At 63.5% G+C, this 21,799-nt stretch carries 20 protein-coding genes; 10 read left to right on the forward strand and 10 right to left on the reverse strand.

The features are described from left to right. The first annotated feature begins 127 nt into the window (after positions 1-127). Entirely contained in the window at positions 128-637 is a 510-nt protein-coding gene (locus tag AC04SF_RS09510) for a hypothetical protein (RefSeq protein WP_488477571.1), read from the forward strand. 154 nt (positions 638-791) lie between these two features. Here the strand turns inward: AC04SF_RS09510 and AC04SF_RS09515 are convergent, their stop codons facing one another. Both AC04SF_RS09515 and tsaA read right to left on the reverse strand, forming a co-directional pair. Next, positions 792-1,106 carry a DUF2293 domain-containing protein gene (locus tag AC04SF_RS09515; protein ID WP_095202134.1) on the reverse strand — a complete coding sequence of 105 codons (315 nt, stop codon included), beginning with the start codon at positions 1,104-1,106 and terminating at the stop codon, positions 792-794. Next, complete coding sequence (gene tsaA / locus AC04SF_RS09520) at positions 1,103-1,627, reverse strand: tRNA (N6-threonylcarbamoyladenosine(37)-N6)-methyltransferase TrmO (RefSeq protein WP_488477572.1); 525 nt, start codon at positions 1,625-1,627, stop codon at positions 1,103-1,105. Before tsaA ends, AC04SF_RS09515 begins: the two co-directional genes overlap by 4 nt. A 192-nt stretch (positions 1,628-1,819) precedes the next feature. Here tsaA and AC04SF_RS09525 point away from each other — a divergent pair, with 192 nt between their 5' ends. Both AC04SF_RS09525 and metF read left to right on the forward strand, forming a co-directional pair. Then, positions 1,820-2,836 carry an ArsR/SmtB family transcription factor gene (locus tag AC04SF_RS09525; protein ID WP_488477573.1) on the forward strand — a complete coding sequence of 339 codons (1,017 nt, stop codon included), beginning with the start codon at positions 1,820-1,822 and terminating at the stop codon, positions 2,834-2,836. Next, positions 2,836-3,753 (forward strand): methylenetetrahydrofolate reductase [NAD(P)H], encoded by a 918-nt coding sequence (metF, locus tag AC04SF_RS09530; protein WP_096447488.1) that lies wholly within the window; start codon positions 2,836-2,838, stop codon positions 3,751-3,753. The genes AC04SF_RS09525 and metF overlap by 1 nt, the downstream gene beginning before the upstream one ends. A gap of 471 nt (positions 3,754-4,224) precedes the next feature. On the opposite strand, the gene AC04SF_RS09535 is transcribed toward metF, so the two are convergent. Further along, positions 4,225-5,142, reverse strand: coding sequence for a DMT family transporter (locus tag AC04SF_RS09535; RefSeq protein ID WP_488477574.1), 918 nt, complete (start codon positions 5,140-5,142; stop codon positions 4,225-4,227). Between the two features lie 210 nt (positions 5,143-5,352). On the opposite strand from AC04SF_RS09535, the gene AC04SF_RS09540 reads away from it, so the two are divergent. Then, positions 5,353-6,573 (forward strand): alanine racemase, encoded by a 1,221-nt coding sequence (locus AC04SF_RS09540; RefSeq protein ID WP_488477575.1) that lies wholly within the window; start codon positions 5,353-5,355, stop codon positions 6,571-6,573. Here AC04SF_RS09540 and AC04SF_RS09545 read toward each other — a convergent pair. Further along, the gene (locus tag AC04SF_RS09545; protein ID WP_488477576.1) at positions 6,570-7,301 is read right to left on the reverse strand and encodes an SDR family oxidoreductase; all 732 of its coding nucleotides are present in this window, start codon (positions 7,299-7,301) and stop codon (positions 6,570-6,572) included. The genes AC04SF_RS09540 and AC04SF_RS09545 overlap by 4 nt on opposite strands. Before the next feature lie 130 nt (positions 7,302-7,431). Between AC04SF_RS09545 and AC04SF_RS09550 the strand changes: the two genes are divergently transcribed. Beyond that, positions 7,432-8,325, forward strand: coding sequence for a LysR family transcriptional regulator (locus tag AC04SF_RS09550; protein WP_488477577.1), 894 nt, complete (start codon positions 7,432-7,434; stop codon positions 8,323-8,325). Positions 8,326-8,364: 39 nt separating this feature from the next. Here AC04SF_RS09550 and AC04SF_RS09555 read toward each other — a convergent pair whose 3' ends face one another. The 3 genes from AC04SF_RS09555 to AC04SF_RS09565 form a co-directional block, all read right to left on the reverse strand. Then, positions 8,365-9,543 (reverse strand): lytic murein transglycosylase, encoded by a 1,179-nt coding sequence (locus tag AC04SF_RS09555; protein WP_488477578.1) that lies wholly within the window; start codon positions 9,541-9,543, stop codon positions 8,365-8,367. Positions 9,544-9,696: 153 nt separating this feature from the next. Beyond that, positions 9,697-10,488, reverse strand: a complete 792-nt coding sequence (locus AC04SF_RS09560) for a class I SAM-dependent methyltransferase (RefSeq protein WP_488477579.1) — start codon at positions 10,486-10,488, stop codon at positions 9,697-9,699. 171 nt (positions 10,489-10,659) lie between these two features. Next, a complete protein-coding gene (locus AC04SF_RS09565) occupies positions 10,660-11,457 on the reverse strand; it encodes a glycoside hydrolase family 25 protein (protein WP_488477580.1) in 798 nt (265 codons plus the stop codon). Positions 11,458-11,679: 222 nt separating this feature from the next. Here AC04SF_RS09565 and AC04SF_RS09570 point away from each other — a divergent pair, with 222 nt between their 5' ends. Then, on the forward strand, positions 11,680-13,059 hold the full coding sequence (locus AC04SF_RS09570; RefSeq protein WP_488477581.1) for a serine hydrolase domain-containing protein: 1,380 nt from the start codon (positions 11,680-11,682) through the stop codon (positions 13,057-13,059). Here the strand turns inward: AC04SF_RS09570 and AC04SF_RS09575 are convergent, their stop codons facing one another. From AC04SF_RS09575 to AC04SF_RS09585, 3 genes are all read right to left on the reverse strand, one after another. Beyond that, positions 13,060-13,743, reverse strand: a complete 684-nt coding sequence (locus AC04SF_RS09575) for a class I SAM-dependent methyltransferase (protein WP_488477582.1) — start codon at positions 13,741-13,743, stop codon at positions 13,060-13,062. Further along, positions 13,740-15,038: a BtaA family protein gene (locus AC04SF_RS09580; RefSeq protein WP_488477583.1), complete on the reverse strand. Its 1,299-nt coding sequence runs from the start codon at positions 15,036-15,038 to the stop codon at positions 13,740-13,742. Before AC04SF_RS09580 ends, AC04SF_RS09575 begins: the two co-directional genes overlap by 4 nt. A gap of 159 nt (positions 15,039-15,197) precedes the next feature. Continuing rightward, on the reverse strand, positions 15,198-18,830 hold the full coding sequence (locus AC04SF_RS09585; protein ID WP_488477976.1) for a hydantoinase B/oxoprolinase family protein: 3,633 nt from the start codon (positions 18,828-18,830) through the stop codon (positions 15,198-15,200). 180 nt (positions 18,831-19,010) lie between these two features. Between AC04SF_RS09585 and AC04SF_RS09590 the strand changes: the two genes are divergently transcribed. From AC04SF_RS09590 to AC04SF_RS09605, 4 genes are all read left to right on the forward strand, one after another. Next, on the forward strand, positions 19,011-19,223 hold the full coding sequence (locus AC04SF_RS09590; RefSeq protein ID WP_019859105.1) for a hypothetical protein: 213 nt from the start codon (positions 19,011-19,013) through the stop codon (positions 19,221-19,223). 155 nt (positions 19,224-19,378) lie between these two features. Continuing rightward, complete coding sequence (locus AC04SF_RS09595) at positions 19,379-20,098, forward strand: TerB family tellurite resistance protein (protein ID WP_488477584.1); 720 nt, start codon at positions 19,379-19,381, stop codon at positions 20,096-20,098. Further along, on the forward strand, positions 20,095-20,850 hold the full coding sequence (locus AC04SF_RS09600) for an N-acetylmuramoyl-L-alanine amidase (RefSeq protein ID WP_488477585.1): 756 nt from the start codon (positions 20,095-20,097) through the stop codon (positions 20,848-20,850). Before AC04SF_RS09595 ends, AC04SF_RS09600 begins: the two co-directional genes overlap by 4 nt. 211 nt (positions 20,851-21,061) lie before the next feature. Next, positions 21,062-21,763, forward strand: a complete 702-nt coding sequence (locus AC04SF_RS09605; RefSeq protein ID WP_488477586.1) for a lytic transglycosylase domain-containing protein — start codon at positions 21,062-21,064, stop codon at positions 21,761-21,763. Positions 21,764-21,799 lie beyond the last annotated feature (36 nt).

Here is a 21,799-nt window from a genome sequence, read left to right on the forward strand (position 1 = left end):
CAGCCTATCGGCGCCGGGTAGAAGGCATAGAGCCAACTCCTCGGTGCTGTTCGTCCTCCATGACGATCTGGCCGATACACTGGATTGGAATTGCCTTATGGTCGAGGGACACTGAGCTGGAGGGGATATGGGCAAGCTTGGGGCTGTCATCGCAACCATGATGATCTTCGCCACCGCGGGTGAAGCCAGCGCGCAATGCACGAAAGAAGGCGACGAGCTCTGCCAAAACGGCCAGACCTATCGCTGCGAGCAGACCGGCAGCGAACTGACGCCGATCTTCCAGAATGTACCTTGCGCGGTAAACGTGCCGGCGCAGACGCTGACCGGCACTTGGGTCGGCAGCGGCCACCAGAGCCCGGCGGGTGACGCCGGCGCCGACTGGTCGATCGCCATGACGATCAGGGATGACGGCGCGTCGATCGACTATCCGTCACTCGGCTGCGGCGGATCGCTGTCGCAGACGTCGCAGGATGAGACGTCAGCGGAGTTCCACGAGAGCATCACCTATGGCCAGGACAAGTGCATCGATGGCGGCGATATCACCGTCCGGTTTTTCAAGGGGAACCTGTCCTGGACCTGGGTCGGCCAGGCCGACGGCCAGCCTTACAATGCGATCGCCGTGCTGACCCGGCAGTAAGACTGTTTGGAAATCCTACTCCGGCGGCCATCTGATGGCGTTTTCTGCGCTTCCGGTGCTCACGGACCCAAATGTCCGCTGCGCTCCGGTTCTCGAAAACACCACCAGCTGACTCACCAGAGCGAATTTCGAAACAGTCTAGGCGGGCTGCGCCTCATTCCTCTTCATCGTCGGCGTCGAGCAGGCGTGTCGCGCGCCAGCGGGTGAGCACGATGTTGGTCTGCTCGATGACGAAGAACCGGGCGGAGTCGCGGTCATAGCCCTCGGCCAGCAGCTTTTCGTAATCGGTGTGCATGTGGCGGATGTGGGCAATGGTTGCCAGCCACACGGCGATGCCTGGCGGCAAGGTCTTCATATGCACCGCGCCGGCGTCTGTGCGGATCTTCTCCATGTCGGCATAGGGCGCCAGCGGCAGAAGGGCGGTCAGCGCCTTGGCGATGGCGCGGCGGCGGCCGGTTGGTGCTGTCATCGTTCATCGCGTCCTTCGACAGTCGCCTCCGGTATGGCGTCGGTCGAGGCGAAGTAAGGCTTGATGTCGATGACCGGCGTGCCGTCGAGCACGTCGATGGCGTCGAGATTGATGCGCCCGGTGGCGATGTCCAACCCAACGAGCCTTGCCACATGCAGGCCGACCGGGTTCGGCCGGGCAGGGGAGCGCAGGCCGAATACGCCTTTCGCTTCAGCTGCATGGCGCGGTTTCTGCACAATCAGACTCCGCGGTGCATGGTGCAGCCAGGACAGGATGATGACATGGCTGGCGCGCTCCAGGCCCTGCAGCCCACGGCGATAGGGCGCGTCGATGGTCAGCACCGCCGGCTGCCCGGTCTCGCGGGCCGTGCGCATGTTTTTCGGACAGCTCTCCCGTGACGTCCAAGGCGAGGCGATGCGGCCGATGAAGACGACACCGCCATCCGCCGGCATCGTTGCCGGATCCTGTTCCAGCCTCTGCTCGCCTTCGCGTGCCTCGAACATTTCGCGCGGCCCGGTCATTCTGCCCATCTCTGCTTTGGCGTCTGTCATTGTCCCAAGACCGCACCACATTTTTGGGCGGCACGCACCGGAAAATCACGCATGCGGCATTTTCTTGTCCGGAAGCGACATAGCGCTTGCAAGGTTTTGAAAATCGACATAAACATATGTTTATATCTTTTTCAAAGTGAATGCGCTGAAAAGAGTACGCTGATGCATGTCTCGCTCGACACCATGGTGGATACGCTGAAGGCGGCGGCCGAATCCAGCCGCCTGCGCATATTGGCACTGTTGTCGCGCGGCGACCTTACCGTTTCCGATCTTACCGAAATTCTCGGCCAGTCGCAGCCGCGCGTGTCGCGGCATTTGAAGCTGCTGCTCGAGGCCGGGCTGATCGACCGCTACCAGGAAGGGTCATGGGCGTTCTTCCGCCTGTCGGATGCGGATTCCGCGCGTGACTTCGTCATGGGGCTGGTTGCCAGCATTCGCGGCGCCGATCCGCAGGTCGAGCGCGATCTCGAGCGGCTGGCCTCGGTCAAGCGCAAGCGGCAGGACCGCGCCACCGAGTATTTTTCCGTGAATGCGGCGAGCTGGGACCATATCCGTTCGCTGCATGTGCCGGACCGCGCGGTCGAGGCGGCGATGTTGAAGCTGGTCGGCAAGCGGCCGTTCCAGGCGATGCTGGATCTCGGCACCGGCACCGGGCGCCTGCTCGAAATCTTCTCGCCGCTCTACCGGCGCGGCGTCGGCATCGACATGTCGCGCGAGATGTTGACCGTGGCGCGCGCCAATCTCGACAAGGCCGGCGTTTCGAACGCGCAGGTGCGGCAGGGCGATATCTTTTCACCGCCGGTTGAGCGCGATGGCTTCGATCTGGTCACCATCCACCAGGTGCTGCACTATCTTGATGATCCGGCCCGCGCCATCCACGAGGCGGCGCGGCTTTTGCGCCCGTCGGGCCGGTTGGTCATCGTCGATTTCGCGCCGCACACGCTGGAATTCCTGCGCGACGAGCATGCGCATGTCAGGCTCGGCTTTTCCGACCGGCAGATCGGCGAATGGTTTGCCGAGGCAGGGCTTGATCTCGAGGATGCCCAGGAGTTCGAGCCGCGCGGCGGCAACGAGGCCAGGCTTACCGTAAAACTCTGGCTTGGCCGCGACCGGCGCCTGCTGATCGCCGATCCCGCCAACGACCAGACCAAAGTGAACTCGATAGGGGAAATCGCCTGATGAACCAGTTCCGCTTTTCCCGCCGCCCCGACATTGGCGACAAGGTCAAGGTTTCCTTCGAATTCTTCCCGCCCAAGAACGATGAGATGGAGGCGCGGCTCTGGGACACCGTCACGCGGCTGGAACCGCTGAAGCCGAAATTCGTCTCGGTGACCTATGGCGCCGGCGGCTCGACGCGTGAGCGCACCGCGCGCACCATCAGCCGCATCCTGAACGAGACCAGCCTGACGCCGGCCGCGCACATGACTTGCGTCGACGCTGCCCGCCATCAGGTCGACGCCGTGATCCAGGAATTCGCCGATATGGGCGTGAAGCGCTTCGTCGCGCTGCGCGGCGATCCGGCGGCCGGCGTCGGCACCGCCTACCGTCCGCATCCGGACGGCTACGCCAATGGCGCCGAACTGGTCGGCGCGATGAAGGACGCCGGCGATTTCGACATTTCGGTCTCTGCCTATCCGGAAAAGCATCCCGAAAGCCCCGATTTCGCCACCGACATCGACATGCTGAAGCGCAAGGTCGACAATGGCGCGACGCGGGCGATCACCCAGTTCTTCTTCGACAACGATCTCTACGAGCGCTATGTCGAGCGCGCGCGCCGGGCCGGCATCTACATCCCGATCGTTCCCGGCATTCTGCCGGTGCATAATTTCACCCAGGTCGCCAATTTCTCAGCACGCTGCGGCGCGCTGGTGCCGGCATGGCTGGCCGAGCGCTTCGACGGCCTGCAGAACGACCCGCAGACGCATGCGCTGGTGGCGTCCGCCGTCGCCGCCGAACAGGTTCTCGATCTGGTCGAGCGCGGCGTGGGCGACTTCCATTTCTACACGATGAACCGCGCCGACCTCGTCTTTGCCATTTGCCACATGATCGGCATCCGCTCGCACGAGGCGGAGGTGGCAGGCTCGGCTGCGGCGTGAGGCAGGGCTGAACAGCAAAAGGCCGGGTAAAAACCCGGCCTTTCGAATTGCTTAGACTATCTGGTGCTGGTCTTCCCCGTCTTGGCGGGTTCAGGGAAGGACGCCCATAATGAGGGCGCCGATGAAAGCAAACGCAGCACAAATCATCAATGCGTTGATCGGCCTCGTGAGTCCCATGACATAGCCTCCTCTTAAAGAGCTATGCCTGAGAGTCTAGGTTCATTTGTGCCACAGGCAAGCGGAAAATGTGCTGCATTGCGACGTGATTGTGAAGATTGCGACCTCGGTTTCGCCGTTAGCCGTTGAAACTCCTGCGCAAAAACCCGCTTCGGACCTGTGAATAAATTGTGGCGGGATGGTGTCGCCAGTATGTCATGGCAGCGCTACCACCGCGAAAGTCGACTTCGACCTTGGCGCCGATACGGAGATTCAATCCAAGTCGTCAGAGCGTCCAATCGGACGAGCGGCGCTCTACCGTCGACCGAACACGCGCCCATCGATCGTGACCAGGCCGAGGCCGATCAGCACCACGCCGCCGATCTCGAACAGTTCCAGCCGCTCTCCCAGGAAAAGAAAACCGAGCAGCATGGCGCTGGCCGGCACGATCAGCGTCACCAGCGAGGCATTGGTGGCACCGGCCGAAGCGACCAGGTTGAAATAGAGGATATAGGCAAAGGCGGTGGAGAGCAGCGCCAATGCCAGCACCGCCGCCCAGACCGGCGGCGACGCAGAAAACAGGCCGGCGGGGCCATGCGCCAGCAGCACGACCGGGATCATGATGATGGTCGAAGCGGTCAGCTGCCCGGTGGCGATGACCGGCGAGGGCACGCCCTTGAAGCGGCGGGCAACCATCAGCGCGACGCCATAGGACAGAGACGCGCCGATCAGTGCGAATTTCGCCCAGACCGGACCGCCGAGCCCGGCGAGTAGGCCGGGACCGATCATGACAGCGGTGCCGGCGACGCCGAGCCCGATGCCGGCGAGCTTGTTCCAGGAGAGCTTCTCGTCCGATGTCATCGCGTTGGCGAGGATCAGCGTCCAAAACGGCGTCGTCGCGTTCAGCACTGACGCGACGCCGGCCCCAAACTCGGTCTGGCCGGCGAAGATCAGCGAGAAGGGGATGACATTGTTGGTCAAGGCCAGCAGGAAGAACAGGCCGGCATGCGGAAAGGCGAGGCGGAAGGACGGACCGCGCAGGCCGAGATAGATCTGCAGCGCGATTGCCGCGATGGCGACGCGGAACAGCACCAGCACCAGCGGGTGAAGCTCCGCCACCGCGATGCGGGCGAAGAAGAACGAACCGCCCCAGATCGCGCCAAGCAGCAGCAACCGCCCCCAGTCGGTGAGCGTCATCGGTCCGCGTGGTGCGGATGTCGCGGCTATTGCCATGTCTATCGTCCTCCCCAAGACGGTCCGAATACCAGTCGGTCAGACACAGGGCATATCCGGTTCGGCGACAAGGGCCACCCGAAACCTGATCGCTGGCAAACGATGCTGCCAAAAACTAGAGCCGCTGCGTGAGTGCCGCGAGACACAGAATTGTTTTCATTAGTCGCTAGCTTGGATTAATTGTGCGCAGCCGAGATCGAGGATTCGTCAATGCAGCGATTCGAGAATGCCCGCGAGGCGGCACTGGCGCTTCGTCCGGACGATCCGGTCTATTGCTTCCGCCCGCAGGTGCTGAAGGCCGATGCCAGGCAGTTCATGGGCATGTTCCCCGGCAAGACCGCCTATGCGGTCAAGACCAATGGCGAGCAGATCGTGCTGAAGACTTTGGTCGAGGCCGGCGTCACCGCCTTCGACGTCGCTTCGCCCGGCGAATTCGCCGCCGTGCGCGCCGTCTCCCCCGATGCCGAGATGCTCTACATGCATCCGGTCAAGGCGCAGTCGGACATCAAACTGGCGCTGGAGAAATACGGCATCCGGGTCATTTCGCTCGATCATGAGGACGAGATCACCAAGCTGACGCGGGTGGTGCGGGCACTCGACATCGACCCCGGCGCCATCAGCGTCTTCGTGCGCATCCAGACGAAAGGATCGGCGGCCTACGAACTGTCGAAGAAGTTCGGCGCTGGCCCGGCCTATGCCGTGGAACTCGCCGAGCGGCTGAACCGCACCGGCTACAAGGTTGGCCTGTGTTTCCATGTCGGCAGCCAGATCGAGGATCCCGACACTTATGAGCGGGCGCTGGCCTCGGCCGACTGGGTGCGCAACCGGCTGACTTTTGACCTCGCCGGGCTCGACGTCGGCGGCGGCTTTCCGGCCGAGTATGGGCACGATCCCAATCGCAAGCTGATCGAGATGCCATCGCTCGGCCAGATCATGTCGCGGTTTTCCGGCGACCTGAAAGAATATCAGTTCGACCAGATGCCGCTGGTGGCCGAGCCGGGCAGGGTGATCGTGGCGCGCTGCCTGTCGCTGATCGTGCGCGTGCTGCTGCGCAAGGGCAAGCGGCTCTACATCAATGACGGCATCTGGGCGTCGCTGTCGGATTCATGGACCGGCAAGATCACGCTGCCGGCGCGCTTCATTCCCGATCCGGCGATCAGGACCCGCAATGGCGATGAAAAGAACATCGTGCCGTTCAAGGTCTGCGGCGCGACCTGCGATTCCGTCGATATCCTGTCCAGGCCGTTCTGGCTGCCGGAAACCGTCGACACCGGCGACTGGATCGAAATCGGCCATATCGGCGCCTATTCGCTGTCGCTACGCACGCGCTTCAACGGCTTCTATCCCGACACATTCGTCGAGGTGACGACGCCATTCGACGAGGGCGACGCGCCGCAAGGCTTTGCCAGCCTGGAGACGATGGCGGACTAGGCCACACCACCGCCGGCCTGGATGTTCTCGCCGGTCAGCCAGCGGGCCTCGTCGCTGGCCAGGAAGACCGCGACATCGGCAACATCGTGCGGTGCGCCGATCCTGCCGAAAGGCGACATGCCGGCCGCGACGGCGCGGTCGCGTTCGGGAAGCAGGTCCGTGTCGGTGAAGCCCGGCGACAGTGCATTGACCGTGACGCCGCGCGGCCCGAGTTCACGCGAGAGCACGCGGACGAACTGTTCGACGGCGCCCTTGCTGCCGAGGTAGAGCGCCGTCTGTGTGAAGAACATCTTCGTGCCGCCAGTGGAGACAGCGATGATACGGCCGCCGTCGCGCACCCGGCGCGCTGCTTCCTGAAGCGTGAAGAAGGTGCCCCTGGCATTGGTGCCGAAGACAAGGTCGAAATCGGCTTCGGTTGCGTCGGTCAGCGGTTTGATGACGGCGACGCCGACATTGGCGACGACGATGTCGATGGCGCCCAGCTCACTCTCGGTCTGGTCAAACAGGCTGCGAATATCCGAAACGCTTGATATGTCGGCCTGGAGGGCGAGCGCCTTTCCTCCCTTGCCGACGATGCCGGCCACGACCTCATCGGCGGCTGTCTGGTTGCCGACATAGTTGACGACGACGGCGGCGCCCCGTGCCGCGAGCCCTTCGGCGATGGCCCGGCCGATGCCGCGTGAACTGCCGGTGACGATTGCGGTTTTGCCGTGCAGGGACTGGGACATGATCAATTTCCTTCAACCATTCTGGCCCGCAGATTTGCCTGCAATGGGGCTGACGGCTGAGAGATAGCGTCATGGAATTGATCAGATAATGACCTATTATCTGATCAGCTTGTTAATCCATGGATACACAATGCGCGGATCCGAATTCACCGAACTCAAGGCATTTTCCGCAATCGTCGAAGAGGGCAGTTTCGTCCGTGCCGCCGCAAGGCTGCGTGTGTCGCCGCCGGCGCTCAGCCAGTCCATCCGGCAGTTGGAGGCGCGCGTCGGCGTCAGGCTCCTTAACCGCACGACGCGCAGTGTCTCTGCGACCGCGGCTGGCGACGCGCTTTTTTCGCGCCTTGCTGTCGCCTTTGGTGAACTGGAAAGCGCCATTGCCGACGTCCATGCAGCGCGCGACCGGCCGGCGGGTTCGTTGCGCATCAATGTGCCGCGTGTGGCCGCGACGCGGTTCATCGCGCCGATCCTCGGGGATTTTCAGCGCAGCTATCCCGATATCGCGCTGACCGTCATCGTCGACGACAGGCTGGCCGACATTGTCGGAGGCCGGTTCGATGCAGGAATCCGGCTCGGCGAGCGACTGGAGAAGGACATGGTGGCGGTGAAACTGAGCGAGGATTTGCAGATGGCCGCGGTGGCCGCTCCCGCTTACCTCGAAAACCGGGCCATACCTCGTCATCCGCAGGAACTGCACCAGCACCAATGCATCAAATTCGAGTGGCCGGGCGGCGGCAACCTCTATCGATGGGAGTTTGCGCGCGGCAAACGGGCCCTCGAAATCGCCGTCGAAGGCAGCCTGACCGTCAACGATACCGAACTGATGCTCAATGCCGTGCTGGATGGCGTTGGCATTGCCTACATGTTGGAATACCAGGTTCGGCCCTGGATCGAGCAAGGCAGGCTGGTCCGTTTCCTGGAAGCCTGGTCGCCCAGCTTTCCCGGCTTTTATCTATACCACCCCAGTTCGCGGCATGTGCCGCCGGCCTTGCGGGCGTTCATCGATTTCATGCGGGGGAGGAGGTAGGCGGTAGCCGGTAGCGACGGCCTCAAGAATGGCGGCGCGTCACAGCTTCGCCAAAAGCTCCGGCGTTGGCCAGCCGTCCACCGGCAGGCCAAGCCGCATCTGCTCCTTGCGGATGGCTTCGCGGGTGTTGGTGCCCAGAATGCCGTCGACCGTGCCGACATCGTAGCCCCTGGCTTCGAGCTTGGTCTGCAGCGCCTTCATCTGCTCGTTGTTGAGGCCTTGTTCCGGGTTGCGCGGGTCAAGCGGCGGCGCGCCGGCGAGGCGCGCGGCGAGATTGGCCGCGGTCAGCGCATAGGTGAAGGACTGGTTCCATTCGAGGTAGACGTCGAAATTGTCGTAGGTGAGGAAGGCCGCTCCCTTGCGACCCATGGGTAGCGCCAGGCCGGCCTTCAGGCCCTTGTCGACCAGCGGCGAGCCGTCGGGATTGGTGACGCCCCACTGCGCCCACTGGGTCAGCGGCAATTTGTTGGTGCGCCCGGTCTGGTCCCAGGGCATCTCGTCGGGCACCCGCACTTCCTGGATCCAGGGCTCGTCGCGCTTCCAGCCGCGCGACAGCACCTTGCTGGCCGTGGTCATGATCACGTCGGGCACGCTCTTGCGCAGGTCGACCTTGCCGTCGCCGTCACCGTCGACGCCGTGCGTCAGATAATCGGAAGGCAGGATCTGCGTCTGGCCGATCTCGCCGGCCCAGGCGCCAGTGACATCGGCCGGCAGCACGCCGCGATCGATCAGCTCCAGAAGCGGCACCAACTGCTGGCGGAACAGCTGTGGGCGGCGGCAGTCGTGCGAAAGCGTCACCAGCGCGCTCAGCGTGTGGAAATCGCCCTGCACGGCGCCGAAATCGGTCTCCAGCGCCCAGAAGGCGGTGATGACCGGCGCCTGGACGCCGAACTGCTGGTCGGCACGGGCGAAGATATCGGAGTATTTCTTCATGTTCGCCGCACCTTGCTTCAGCCGGTAGGCGGAAATCATGCGGTTGGAGAATTCGATGAAGGTCTGGGTGAAGACGCCCTGGGCGCGGTCGCGTGCCAGCGCCCGCTCGTCGAAGGTGGCGTCTTCCAGCGCGTCGAGGCCGACCGCGCCGACACCGGCCGCCTTGGCTTCTGCCGCCACGCCCTGTTTCCAGGTTTCGAAGTCGCCGCCGCATTCCTGCGCCATCGCCGGCAAGGCCGTGGCGCACAGGAATAGCGCCGCGAGGGCTTGAGAACGCAGTCGCATCAGCTTCCTTTCGAAACGAAGAGGGCATTGTCGTGCTTGGCTGGATGCCCAACGCCCTGAATTGCCGGCGGTTGCACTCTTTACCGCTGGCTGTGTCGAAAAGCAGGCGGCAGGCCCGGTGTCAACGGTTCTTCTGCCGCAGCCCGTTATTCCTCAAGACGGCTGCTGCGCGATCACATAGCGGAACCGGTTTCTCAAACGGAGCGATCCGTCGCCATCGAGGAAAGGGCTGAGCGCGTTACATAGCGCATCCTGCACTGCAATGACGCCGGCATAGCGCTCGGCGCGGGTGATGGGCGCGGCCGCGCCGAGCGCGCGCCTGGCTGTCTCCAAGTCGGGATAGACAAACACACGGTCGGTTTCCTTGGTGCTGATCGGCGTCAGGCCGACCTTGCGCATCCAGGTTTCCATAACGCCTTCCTGATGGAAGGCTGGAGCCGCGGCGGCGCCGGCAGGCGCGGGCGGAAGTAGCGCCATGACCTTGGGGACGATCCTCGAGGTTATGTCGCAGTCGGCGGGTGGTCCCCAGACAAACATCACAACCGCTCCGCCCGGTCGGCAGACCCGGCTGCTTTCGGTCAATGCGCCGAGCAGGTCGCCTGCGAATTGGAACGCATTGAAACTCGTGACCAGGTCAAACTGACGGTCAGCGAATGGAAGGGCTTCCATCTCACCGACCTCAATCTGCGCCTTCGGCAGTCGACGGCGCGCTACCGCTACGAGCGCTTCGGACGCGTCGAGCCCTACTGGCTCGGCCCCCAACTCAAGCGCCGCCAGGAGGGCTTCACCGCCGCCACAACCCACGTCCAGCATGCGCGTGTGGCGTCCTGCACGGGCCTGACGCAGCACCTCGTCATAGAGAGGGCGCCAATAAGGCTCCTGGACGAGAGCCCAGTCCTCAGCCTTCGCGCCCCAAAGCGGGCCCTGGATGGTTGCGGTTCCCATGTCGAGTTCGCCCCTACTGGATATCTCTCCTCTGTGACTGTGACGCGATAGGATGCGCCGGGCGTGTGAGGCCTACAAGGGAGGTTCGGATGCGAACACCAAGTACTGGCTTGGACGGGTGCCAATCGTCAGCCTCTTGTTGCCGCTGACGTCGCTGCCGTTGAACCTGGTTCAACGAGTGTTCTGCCGCAGCCACTTGTTCCATGCGGCTTCCGAGCCGTTGAAGACGTTGATGTCGGACTTGCCGGTCATGCCTGGGACGATGCCGGTTCCGGTGTACTGCCAGAAGGTGAAGGGGTGGCTGCCGTATTTTTCGCGCGGGTGGCCAGCGACGGAGCGCAGCCAATAGGGGTAACCGCGGAAGGTCGACAGCTCGTTGTCGTCGAAGAAGTCGACCGAGGTGTAGATGATCGGCTTCTTGCCGTAATGCCGCTCGACGATCTCGAGGAAGGTGGTCATCTCCGCGCGCACCGTGGCAGCGTCGGGACGCAGCCTGCAGGTCGGCGATTTGGGGTTCCATTCCATGTCGAGCACCGGCGGCATCGCCGAGCGGTCGACGGGAACGTTCTGGATGAACCAGCGCGCCTGCTGGGCGGCGGGGGTGCAGAAATAGAAGAAATGATAGGCCGCGCGCGGAACACCGGCGGCTTTCGTGCGCGCCCAATGCTCGCTGAAATACTCATCGAAGCGATCGCCGCCCTCGGTGGCCTTGATGAAGGCGAAGGAAATGCCGCTCGCCTTGGCCGTCGGCCAGTCGACCGAGGTCTGGTATTTGGAGACGTCGGTGCCGTGAACGGCATAGTTCCACGGCGCCCCACTGTCCCATTCATGCGGCTTGGAATCCTCGAAGCGCGGCGCGCGCACGGCGACCGTCGTGCTGGACGACGATGGCGACAGCGGCGACAGATCGTCCACGGTCGAGCAGGCGCCAAGCAGCGTCAGCATGAAAAGAGCCGCAAGACGGCGCATCACAACTTCCAAGCCGGAATCAGCCGGTCGCTGATGGGTCTGTGAACTGATGGCCGGTCTGGCCCCTCCGAACGATCGCCCCACGCATCGTCCAGCATATCCTGTGATGGCCGATCATGGTTGATAATCCGTTGATGGCGCTCGACAAGAGCTCCGATTTTGCGGAAGCAATGGCGGCAATTCGATGACATAAGGGTCGGGCGAAAGCCCGGGAGGAAGCAGATGCGGATCGTCGTCAAGATCGTCAAGTGGCTGCTTGGCCTGATCGTGCTGGCGGTCGTTGCGCTGTTTGCCTGGCTTTACATCGCGCCGCCCGAACTGATCCGCGTTGGTTCGGGCTATTCTGCCAAGATCGTCTGCTCCAACGTCTTCATTGCGGGACGCGATGCCAACGAGGTGCTTGCCGTCGACGTGCAGGCGCCCGGCCACCCGCTGCTGCGGCTGATGCGGGTCTCGGTCGACAAGAACCGGGGGACGGTTTCGGCGGCCCTGCTTGGCTTCCTCGGCAAGAGCGAGGCGGTTTCCCGTGACGGGCTCGGCTGCGCCTCGGTTCCGGACGGCGATGTCGGCAAGGCGCGGCGCACGGCGGTCCATGCCGAGCCCGCGGCAACCAGCCAGGATACGCTGTGGCCCGAGGGCGAGCGGGTCGAGGCGTCGCAGGATCCGGTGATTGCTAAGCTGCTCGACGATGCGGCGCTGATCGGCACCGGCATGCGCGCGGTGGTCGTGGTCAAGAACGGCCGCGTCGTTGCCGAACGCTATGGCGACGGCTTTTCCGCCAAGACGCCGCTGCTCGGCTGGTCGATGACCAAGACGGTGAACGCCGCCATCATCGGCACACTGGTCAAGGACGGCAAGATGGCTGTCGACAACAAGGGCCTGTTCGCACCGTGGAAGGCTGACGGCCGCGCCGCGATCAGCCTTGCCGACATGATGGCAATGTCGAGCGGGCTGGAATTCAATGAGGACTATGGCGACGTCGCCGATGTCACGCGCATGCTCTATCTCGAACCCGACATGGCGGGCTTTGCCGAATCAAAGCCGCTGGCGGGCGAGGTCGGCAGGGTGTTTTCCTATTCGAGCGGCACGGCGGTGATGCTGTCGCGGCTCTGGCAGGACGCGATCGGCGACAAGGCCAAGGCGCTGACATGGCCGCGCAGTGCGCTGTTCGAGCCGCTCGGCATGCACAGCGCCGTGCTCGAAACCGACGAGCAGGGCACGTTCGTCGGCTCATCCTATCTCTACGCCACCGCGCATGACTGGGCCCGCTTCGGCCAGTTCCTGCTGCAAGGCGGAGTGTGGAACGGCGACCAGGTGCTGCCGGCGGGCTTCGTCGACTGGATGCGCGAGCCGGCGCCGGCCTCGAAAGTCTACGGCAAGGGCCAGCTGTGGATCGAGGCGCCGGGCGATGAGGACAGTCCCGGCGCCGGCGTCGCCGCCGGCCTGCCCAAGGACACTTATTGGATGGAGGGGCATGACGGACAGACGGTCACCATCATTCCCTCGGAGCAATTGGTGGTGGTGCGGCTGGGGCTGACACCGGCCAAGCTCGGCTATCGCCCGCAGACGATGGTGGGGGCGCTGGTGAAGGCGCTGCATTAGCTAGTTGCGCGGTCCAATCACGCCAAGCCAGGCATAACCGCGATAAAGCGTGCGGAAACGGAAGGTTCCGCCGGTTCGCCGAGATTCCGATTCCAGGACTTCGCGCAACGATTCACGCGGCGAGACGTGGAATTTTTTCAGCCAGCCGCGTAGCATCGCTCGGAACCAACCCGGCAGGCCTTCCTGCTGGCCGAAATCGACGACATGGAGGGAACCGTTCGGGGCGAGTGCGGCCAGGGCCGCCGACACCGTCTTTTCCCAACCGGGGATCATCGACAGCGAATAGGAGACGAACACGCGGTCGAAACGTTCGATGCCGTAAAGGGAACCCGCATCGAAGTCAGTGGCGTCGCCTCGTGCCAGCGTGACGCGGCTGGACAGGCCTTCACGATCGATCGCCTTGCCGGCGGTCTCCAGCATTTCAGCCGAAATATCCAGGCCGAAGAAGCGGGCGTCGGGGTAGCGGCGGGCGGCCAGGATGATGTTGCGGCCGGTGCCGCAGCCGAGTTCCAGCACGGTGCCGCCAGTCGGCACCTCGAGCCCCTCGATCAGCCCGTCACGGCCGAGCAGATAGTATTTACGGGTCAGGTCGTAGATGTGGCGCTGCCAGCGGTAGACGCCGTCCATCAGTTCGGCATGGTTGGCCTTGAATTCGGGGCTGGCCGGCAGTTCCGTCGTGTTCATGCGGCGCGCTTCACATAGAGGTGGAAGCCGCCATAGATGGCCGAGCGGTCGCGGGCGGAGAATTCGCGCGACGCCTCGTCCTGATAGTCCCACTGGTCGAGCAGCGAGGTTGAGACACGGCCGGGCAACAGGCTGGGCTCGGCGGCGGTGCGGAAGATGACGCGGGCGCCGGTGGAGGCGGTGCGGCTGATTTCCGACCACAGCGCGTTGAGCTGGTCATCGGTCATCCAGTCCTGCGCATCGAGCAGGATGAAGCGGTCGACGGTGCCCGCATCCTTGCCGGCCAGGAACTCGATCAGATTGGCATGATGGATGGCGACGCGGTCGATGTTGTCGCGGATGGTGTCGTAGTTCTGCTTTTCCAGATAGGCGGGCAGGGCGGCTTCGCCCGGCTCGGGATAGCGGCGGGCGAAGGCCTGCCAGGCGAAGTAGTTGTTTTCCAGCGGGAAATCGCAGGCGAGCTTTTCCAGCCGGGCCTTCAGCACGCTGGCCATGGTGCCGTCGCCTGATGTGATCAGCGAATCATACTGCGCCGGCGGAATGCCGAGGCCGAACAGCGAAGCCTTGCGCGACGTCGCCCATTTCAGAAGCTTCTTGTCGAAGACCGGCGCCAGCTCTTCGTTGAAGAAACGGCGCTGTTCGCCGATATTCCTGGCTTCCATCATGCGGGCCGGGTTGACGCCGAAGAACTTCGCCGTGCGGTGACCCATGGCGATGAACAGGCCGAGCAGGCCGGTCTGGTAGAAATTGCGGTCGAAAACGCCGATGCGCCGGCGGCCGCGCCAGTTGCGGCGCTCCCAGTACTGGCGGCTGACCGGATCGAGATGCGGCGCGATGAAACGATCGTAGGCTTGCGAATTATGGCTGGTGTCGGCGGCGCCGAAGAAGCGGAATAGGTCGCCCTGCGAGGGCAGGCGGCGCACCGCCTCCAGCTTCATGCGGTTCAGCGCGACGTGGGCGGTGTTGAGGTCGACGGCGTCGACCCTTGCCGGCGAGCGGGTGAGGTAGGCCAGAATGTTGCAGCCGCCCGAGGCGATGGTGACGACGCGGTGGCCCTGGCCGAGCTGCATGGCCTCCATGTCGACATCGGGGTCTTCCCAGATCTGCGGATAGACGAGGCCGGAAAACAGGAAGGCGAACAGCCGCTCGGAGATGCCGGCTTTGGAAAGCGCGCGGTTCTGGTAGACGGCCTTTCCAACTTCCTTGCCGCGGCGAAAAACCAGATCCGAGGAGACGTCCGTCATGACAAAGTGATTCCCCATTTGCTTTGGCGCAAGCGGGTAACGCAGGGTCATGACAGGCCGGTGACAGTCGGAGACATCGATAATTCTACTGCAGCGGTCATCTGGTGCGGCTTTCTGCGCTTCCGGTGCTCACGGACTCCAATGTCCGCTCCGCTCCGGTTCTCGAAAGCCACGCCACCTGACTCGCCGCAGCGAATTCTCGAAGCCTCCTCAGGCGCGTCCAAATCCACCCGGTGTCGGCGTCGTCAGGATCACCGCCTCGCCGGCGTCGAGCACGGTCTGGTCGCAGGCCTTCAGCACCTCGACCGCCCCATCCTTGCGGCGTATTTTGGTCGAGCCGACCTCGCCGTCGCCGCCGCCGTCCAATCCTTGCGGCGGGCGGTTGCGGTGTGACGACAGGATCGCGCATTCCATCTTCTCGAGGAAGCGGATGGTGCGTTTGGTGCCGTCGCCGGCGCTCCATTTGCCCTTGCCGCCGGATCCCTTGCGGATGTGGAAATCCTCCAGCACCACGGGAAAGCGCAGTTCCAGCACTTCGGGATCGGTGAGGCGCGAATTGGTCATATGGGTGTGCACGCCCGACGTGCCGGCAAAGCCGCGGCCGGAGTTCATATGGCCGGCCGGCGAGCCGGAGCAGATCGTCTCGTAATACTGGTATTTCTTGTTGCCGAAGGTCAGGTTGTTCATCGTGCCCTGCGCATTGGCCATCGCGCCCATGGCGCCGAACAGCGCGTTGGTGACGTGCTGCGAGGTCTCGACATTGCCGGCGACGACGGCGGCGGGGTAGGCGGGCTTCAGCATGCAGCCGTCGGGAATGACGATGTTGATCGGCCTGAGACACCCGGCATTCATCGGAATCATGTCCTCGACCATGACACGGAAGGCATAGAGGACCGCGGCGCGGGCAACGGGCTCCGGCGCATTGAAATTGTTCTTCATCACCGGCGACGTGCCGGTGAAGTCGACCGTCGCTTCGCGCTTTTGCCGGTCGACCGATATCTTCACCTTGATCACCTGGCCGGTGTCGGTGGGATATTCATAGGCCGATGTGTCCGGCAACCGCTCGATCACCCGCCGCACGCTTTCGGCAGCATTGTCCTGGACGTGGCCCATATAGGCCTCGACGACATCGAGGCCGAAATGCGCGACCATCTTGCGCAGTTCGGCGACGCCTTTCTCGTTGGCGGCGATCTGCGCCTTGAGGTCGGCGATGTTCTGATGCGGGTTGCGGGCCGGGTAACGGTGGTCGGTGAGCAGCGCATGCAGCTCTTTTTCGCGGAATTTTCCGCGGTCGACGATGCGGAAATTGTCGAACAAGACACCTTCCTCGTCGACCGTGGTGGCGAGCGGCGTCATCGAGCCGGGGGCGGTGCCGCCGATATCGGCGTGATGGCCGCGCGAGGCCGCCCAGAAAAGGATTTTTTTCGGGGCGTCGTCGAAGACCGGCGTCACCACGGTAATGTCAGGCAGATGCGTGCCGCCATTGTAGGGGGCGTTCAGGGCAAAGACGTCGCCTGGGTGGATGTCGCCGGAGTTCAGCCGGATGATGGTCTCGACCGAGCGATCCATCGAGCCGAGGTGCACCGGCATGTGTGGCGCGTTGGCGACCAGCGCCCCGGTGTGGTCGAAGACGGCACAGGAGAAATCCAGCCTTTCCTTGATGTTGACGGAGTAGGCAGTGTTCTGCAGCGTCACGCCCATCTGCTCGGCGATCGACATGAACAGGTTGTTGAAGACTTCCAGCATCACCGGATCGGCGTCTGTGCCAAGTGCGGCGGCGCGCGCTTTCCTTGCCGTGCGGCGGATCACGACGTGGTTGAGGTTGGTGATTTCGGCTTGCCAGCCCGGCTCGACGACGATGGTCTGGTTGGGTTCGATGATGAGGGCGGGGCCTGCGACCAGATTGGATGGGCGCAGGTTTTCGCGACGATGGATGCCGGCTTCATGCCACCGGCCTTCGGTGTAGATGCGCCGCGTTCCGGAAGCGCCGGCTTCAACCCTTGCCGGTCCGGCGGGCGCATAGGCTTCGGCGCTGCTTTCACCGATTTCGCTGCCCTCGACACCGACCGTCTCGACGATCATCGGCTTGTCGTCATAGACGAAGCCGAATTGCGCCTTGTGGGCGATTTCGAAATCGCGCTTGGCCTGGAAAATCGAGTCGTTTTCGAATTTCACCGGCAGCGTCGTGTCGGTGCCGTCATAGCGGATATGCAGCACCGGCTTGGCGGCAACCGCGTCCTCGGCGATGCCTTGCACTGCCAGCTCGGCGATGACGGCCTTTTTCAAGACGGCGATGAGGGCGTCGATGTCGGTTCTGGACTCTTCGGCCAGCGGCTTGAGCAGCGCCTGCTGACGTGAGGCAAAGACCGAGGCCAGGCCGATGCCATAGGCGGAAAGCAGGCCGGAGAAGGGGTGGATCAGCACCGCTTCCATGCCAAGCGCATCGGCGACCAGGCAGGCGTGCTGGCCGCCGGCACCGCCGAAGCAGTTGAGCAGATATTCAGTGACGTCATAGCCACGCTGCACGGAAATCTTCTTGATGGCATTGGCCATGTTCTCGACAGCGATGGTGACGAAGCCTTCGGCGACAGCTTCCGGTGAGCGGCCGTCGCCGATCTCTGCGGCCAGTGCCGCGAATTTCGTCCGCACGGTCTCGACGTCCAGTGGCTGGTCCTGGCCCGGGCCGAAGATCGCCGGGAAGAAATCCGGCTGCAATTTGCCGAGCATGACGTTGGCGTCGGTGACGGCCAGCGGGCCACCGCGCCGGTAGGCGGCGGGGCCGGGATTGGCGCCGGCGGAGTCCGGTCCGGCGCGAAAACGGCCGGCCTCGTAATGCAGGACCGAACCGCCGCCGGCGGCGACGGTGTGGATGCGCATCATCGGGGCGCGGACGCGCACGCCGGCGACTTCGGTGTCGAAGGCGCGCTCATACTCGCCATCGTAATGGGCAACGTCGGTGGAGGTGCCGCCCATGTCGAAGCCGATGACCTTGTCGAAGCCGGCGAGCTTCGCCGTCTCGACCATGCCGACGACGCCGCCAGCCGGACCGGACAGCAGCGCGTCCTTGCCCTGGAACATGTCGGCGGCGGTGAGGCCGCCCGACGACATCATGAACATGAGGCGAGGGGTTTGGTCGCTCTCGCGCGCCGCACCCAGTTCTCCCGCCACCCTTTGCACATAGCGCGACAGGATGGGCGAGAGATAGCTGTCGACCACGGTGGTGTCGCCCCGGCCGACCAGCTTGATCAGCGGCGAGACCTCGTGGCTGACGGAGACTTGGGCGAAACCGATCTTGCGGCAGACCTTTGCCACCGCCTTCTCGTGGTCGGGATATTTCCAGGCATGCATGAAGACGATTGCCACGGCATTGATGCCGTCGGCCTTCGCCAGCTCGATCGCAGGCCGGCACGCGGCGATGTCGAGCAGCCGTTCGACGGAGCCATCGGCGAGCACGCGCTCGTCGATTTCGATGACCCGCTCATAGAGCTGCTCGGCAAGGATGATCTCCTTGGCGAAAATGTCGGGCCGCGCCTGGTAGGCGATCCTGAGCGCATCGCGAAAGCCCTTGGTGATGAGCAGGAGCACGCGGTCGCCCTTGCGCTCAAGAAGCGCGTTGGTGGCGACCGTGGTGCCCATCTTGATGTCGCCGATCCGGCCGGACGGGATCGCGGTGCCCGGTCCGACGCCGAGCAGGTCGCGGATGCCCTGGATGGCGGCATCGGCATAGGCTTCGGGATTCTCCGAAAGCAGCTTGCGTGGATGCAGTTCACCCAGCGGGTCACGGCCGATGACATCGGTGAAGGTGCCGCCGCGGTCGATCCAGAAATCCCATTTCGCGGCCATGGCTGAAGTCTCCGGCATTTTCGTTTCCAGCTTTCGTTGTTAATGCGCCAAAGCGCCGGCAGCAACGCATCCCGTTGATGTTACATGCGGAAACGCAACGTTACGAAACTCATGGCCGCGTGGCGCATTTCCTCTGTAACCGTTCACTGCAACGTGAGCGTGTGTTGAAGGAGAGATAGTATGAAAAAGCTCATTTTGGCTTCTGTGTCCGCTCTTGCCCTGCTGGGCGTCGCAGCCTGCAGCGACAGCGGCAAGGGCACTGACACCACCACTACGCAGAGTACCAATCCGCCGGCTGCCGAGCAGCCGATGAAGCCCGCGGCCCCGGCCGACAATTCGACCAAGCCTGCCGAGCCGGCTCCGGCAACGCCTGCTCCTGCGCCCGCGCAGTAGTTTGTAAGCTGTAAAGCATGTCTTGGGAGGAAGGGCCGGCGTCTCGCCGGCCTTTTCTTGTGAGGGCGGACCGACAAGGTGCCTCTGGTTCAAGGGCCTGGCAGCGGCCGTTATTGGCTTGATAGCGGGGACCGGTTGGCTCTATGAAGCGGGCCATGTCGATTTGGGACCGCCTCGGCGAGTTTATCACACGGGTATCATCTTCAGCGACGTCGGGCGTTGCCGACGTTGTCGAGGCCGTGCGCACAGTGTTCTCCGGCGATGCGGACCTGCGCCGCCGCGTTGCCTTTTCGGTGGCGATGATCGCGCTCTCGGCCAAGATGGCCAAGGCAGACGGCATCGTCACCCAGGATGAGGTGCGCGCCTTCCAGGAAATATTCGAAGTGCCGCCGAAGGAGACGCGCAACGTTGCCCGGCTGTTCGATCTCGCCCAACGTGACGTGGCCGGTTTCGAAACCTATGCCGAGCGTATGGCGCAACTGTGCGGTTCCGGGCATTCGAACTGCGTGATGCTGGAAGACATACTCGACGGCCTATTCCACATCGCCAAGGCCGACGGACTGGTGCACGAGCGCGAAGGCATCTTCCTGCACCGTATCGCCGAGATCTTCCGCATCGACGATGCGCATTACGAATCGATCCTGGCCCGCCACGTCAATCTTGGCGCCGGTGATCCCTATGTCGTGCTCGGCATCGAGCGCGGCAAGCCGTTCGAAGAGGTCAAGAAGCGGTATCGCAAGCTGGTGTCGGACAATCATCCGGACCGGCTGATCGCGCGCGGCCTGCCGCAGGAATTCATCAAGATCGCGACGACCAGGGTCGCGGCGATCAACGCCGCTTATGAGATGATCGAGCGGGGCCTGCGGCACGTATGAGCGGTTTCCTGCCCGACGAGCCGAGTGCCGAGGTCAGGGTGTCGCCGAATTTCGGGCCAAGGCGCGATACGCCGAAGCCCGACATGATCGTGCTGCACTATACCGGCATGGCGACAGGTGCCGGAGCGGAAACCTGGCTGTGCGATCCGGCGAGCGAAGTCTCCTCGCACTATCTCGTCCATGAGAATGGCCACATCGTGCAGATGGTCCGGGAAAGCGACCGCGCCTGGCACGCCGGCAAGAGTTCCTGGTTCGGACGCACCGACATCAACTCCTGCTCGGTCGGCATCGAGATCGTCAATCCGGGACATTCGCTGGGCTATCCCGGCTTCCCCCGGCGCCAGATCGATGCGGTGATCGGCCTGTGCAAGGGGATTGCCAGGCGGCATGCGATCCCCGCCATGCGGGTGCTGGCGCATTCCGACGTGGCACCCGGGCGCAAGATCGATCCGGGCGAGAAGTTCCCTTGGACCGCCCTGTTCAAGGCCGGTGTCGGCCATCTCGTGCCAGCCGCACCCATCAGGCGCGGGACCGCGCTGAAGCTCGGCGACAACGGTGCCGACGTCGAGGCGCTGCAGTCGATGCTGGCGCTCTATGGCTACGGTGTCGAGATATCAGGCATTTTCGATGATCAGACACGGATCGTCGTCGAGGCTTTCCAGCGGCATTTCCGGCCGCGCCGGGTCGACGGGCTGGCCGACGGCTCGACGATGCGCACGTTGCAAAAATTGCTCGCTTCCATAAGCCGCTGACCCCGGGGCAAGGCGCCGTTCAAGTAATCTTTTTCCCCGGTCAGGTTACAAACTGTCACTCAAAGTGACTTGCCCCGCCTTCATTGGCGCCAAATCGGGCCTCAAAGGGCAGTCCGTACAGTTTGTCGGACCTCTAGCCCCCGGATGTTCCGCTATTAATCAAGCAGCGCCACGCGAACATCTTCGCGTGGTCCAGACAGAACAGGATCACATGCAGAAATTGACCGTTGTAACGGCAGCTCTTGCTGCCGGCGTAATGACTTTTGCCTTCAGCGCGGCTAACGCTGCGCCGTTAAGCCCACGGGCCGATCAGGGGCTCGTCGTGGTGACCGCCAAAGGCAAGGCCATTTCCGCCAAAGGCAGCAAGAGTGTGAAGGCATCGGCGAAGCAGGCTTCCGCGAAGGTGGAAAAGGCCAGCTGGGCCAAGGCGAAGAAATCCACCGCCAAGGCCAAGCGCGGCCGCAAAACCATCGACATGACGACGACAGCATCGATCGGCCTGAGGAATGTCGCGGCCTCGACGGCGGCGGTGGCCAGCGGCGGCCAGTATTCCGCGATCGTCGCGCGCTATGCGGCAAGCTACGGCGTTCCGGTCTCGCTGGCTCATGCCGTCATCACGATCGAGAGCAACTATCGGCCGAACATGGTCGGCAGCGCCGGCGAGATCGGCCTGATGCAGATCAAGCCAGCAACCGCGCGGATGATGGGCTATAACGGCTCGGCCAAGGGCCTGTTCGATCCCGACACCAACATCAAATACGGCATGAAGTATCTCGCCTTGGCGCAGAACCTTGGCGGTGGCACGACCTGCGGCACGATCCTGAAATACAATGCCGGCCATGCCGCGACGCGGATGAACCCGATCTCGGCCGCCTATTGCAGCAAGGTCAAGGTTCAGATGGCCGCGCTCTGACAGCAAGTTGCGAGAGCCGGTAGACAAGCCGGCTTT

This window comes from Mesorhizobium sp. CNPSo 4671 (assembly GCF_057784245.1).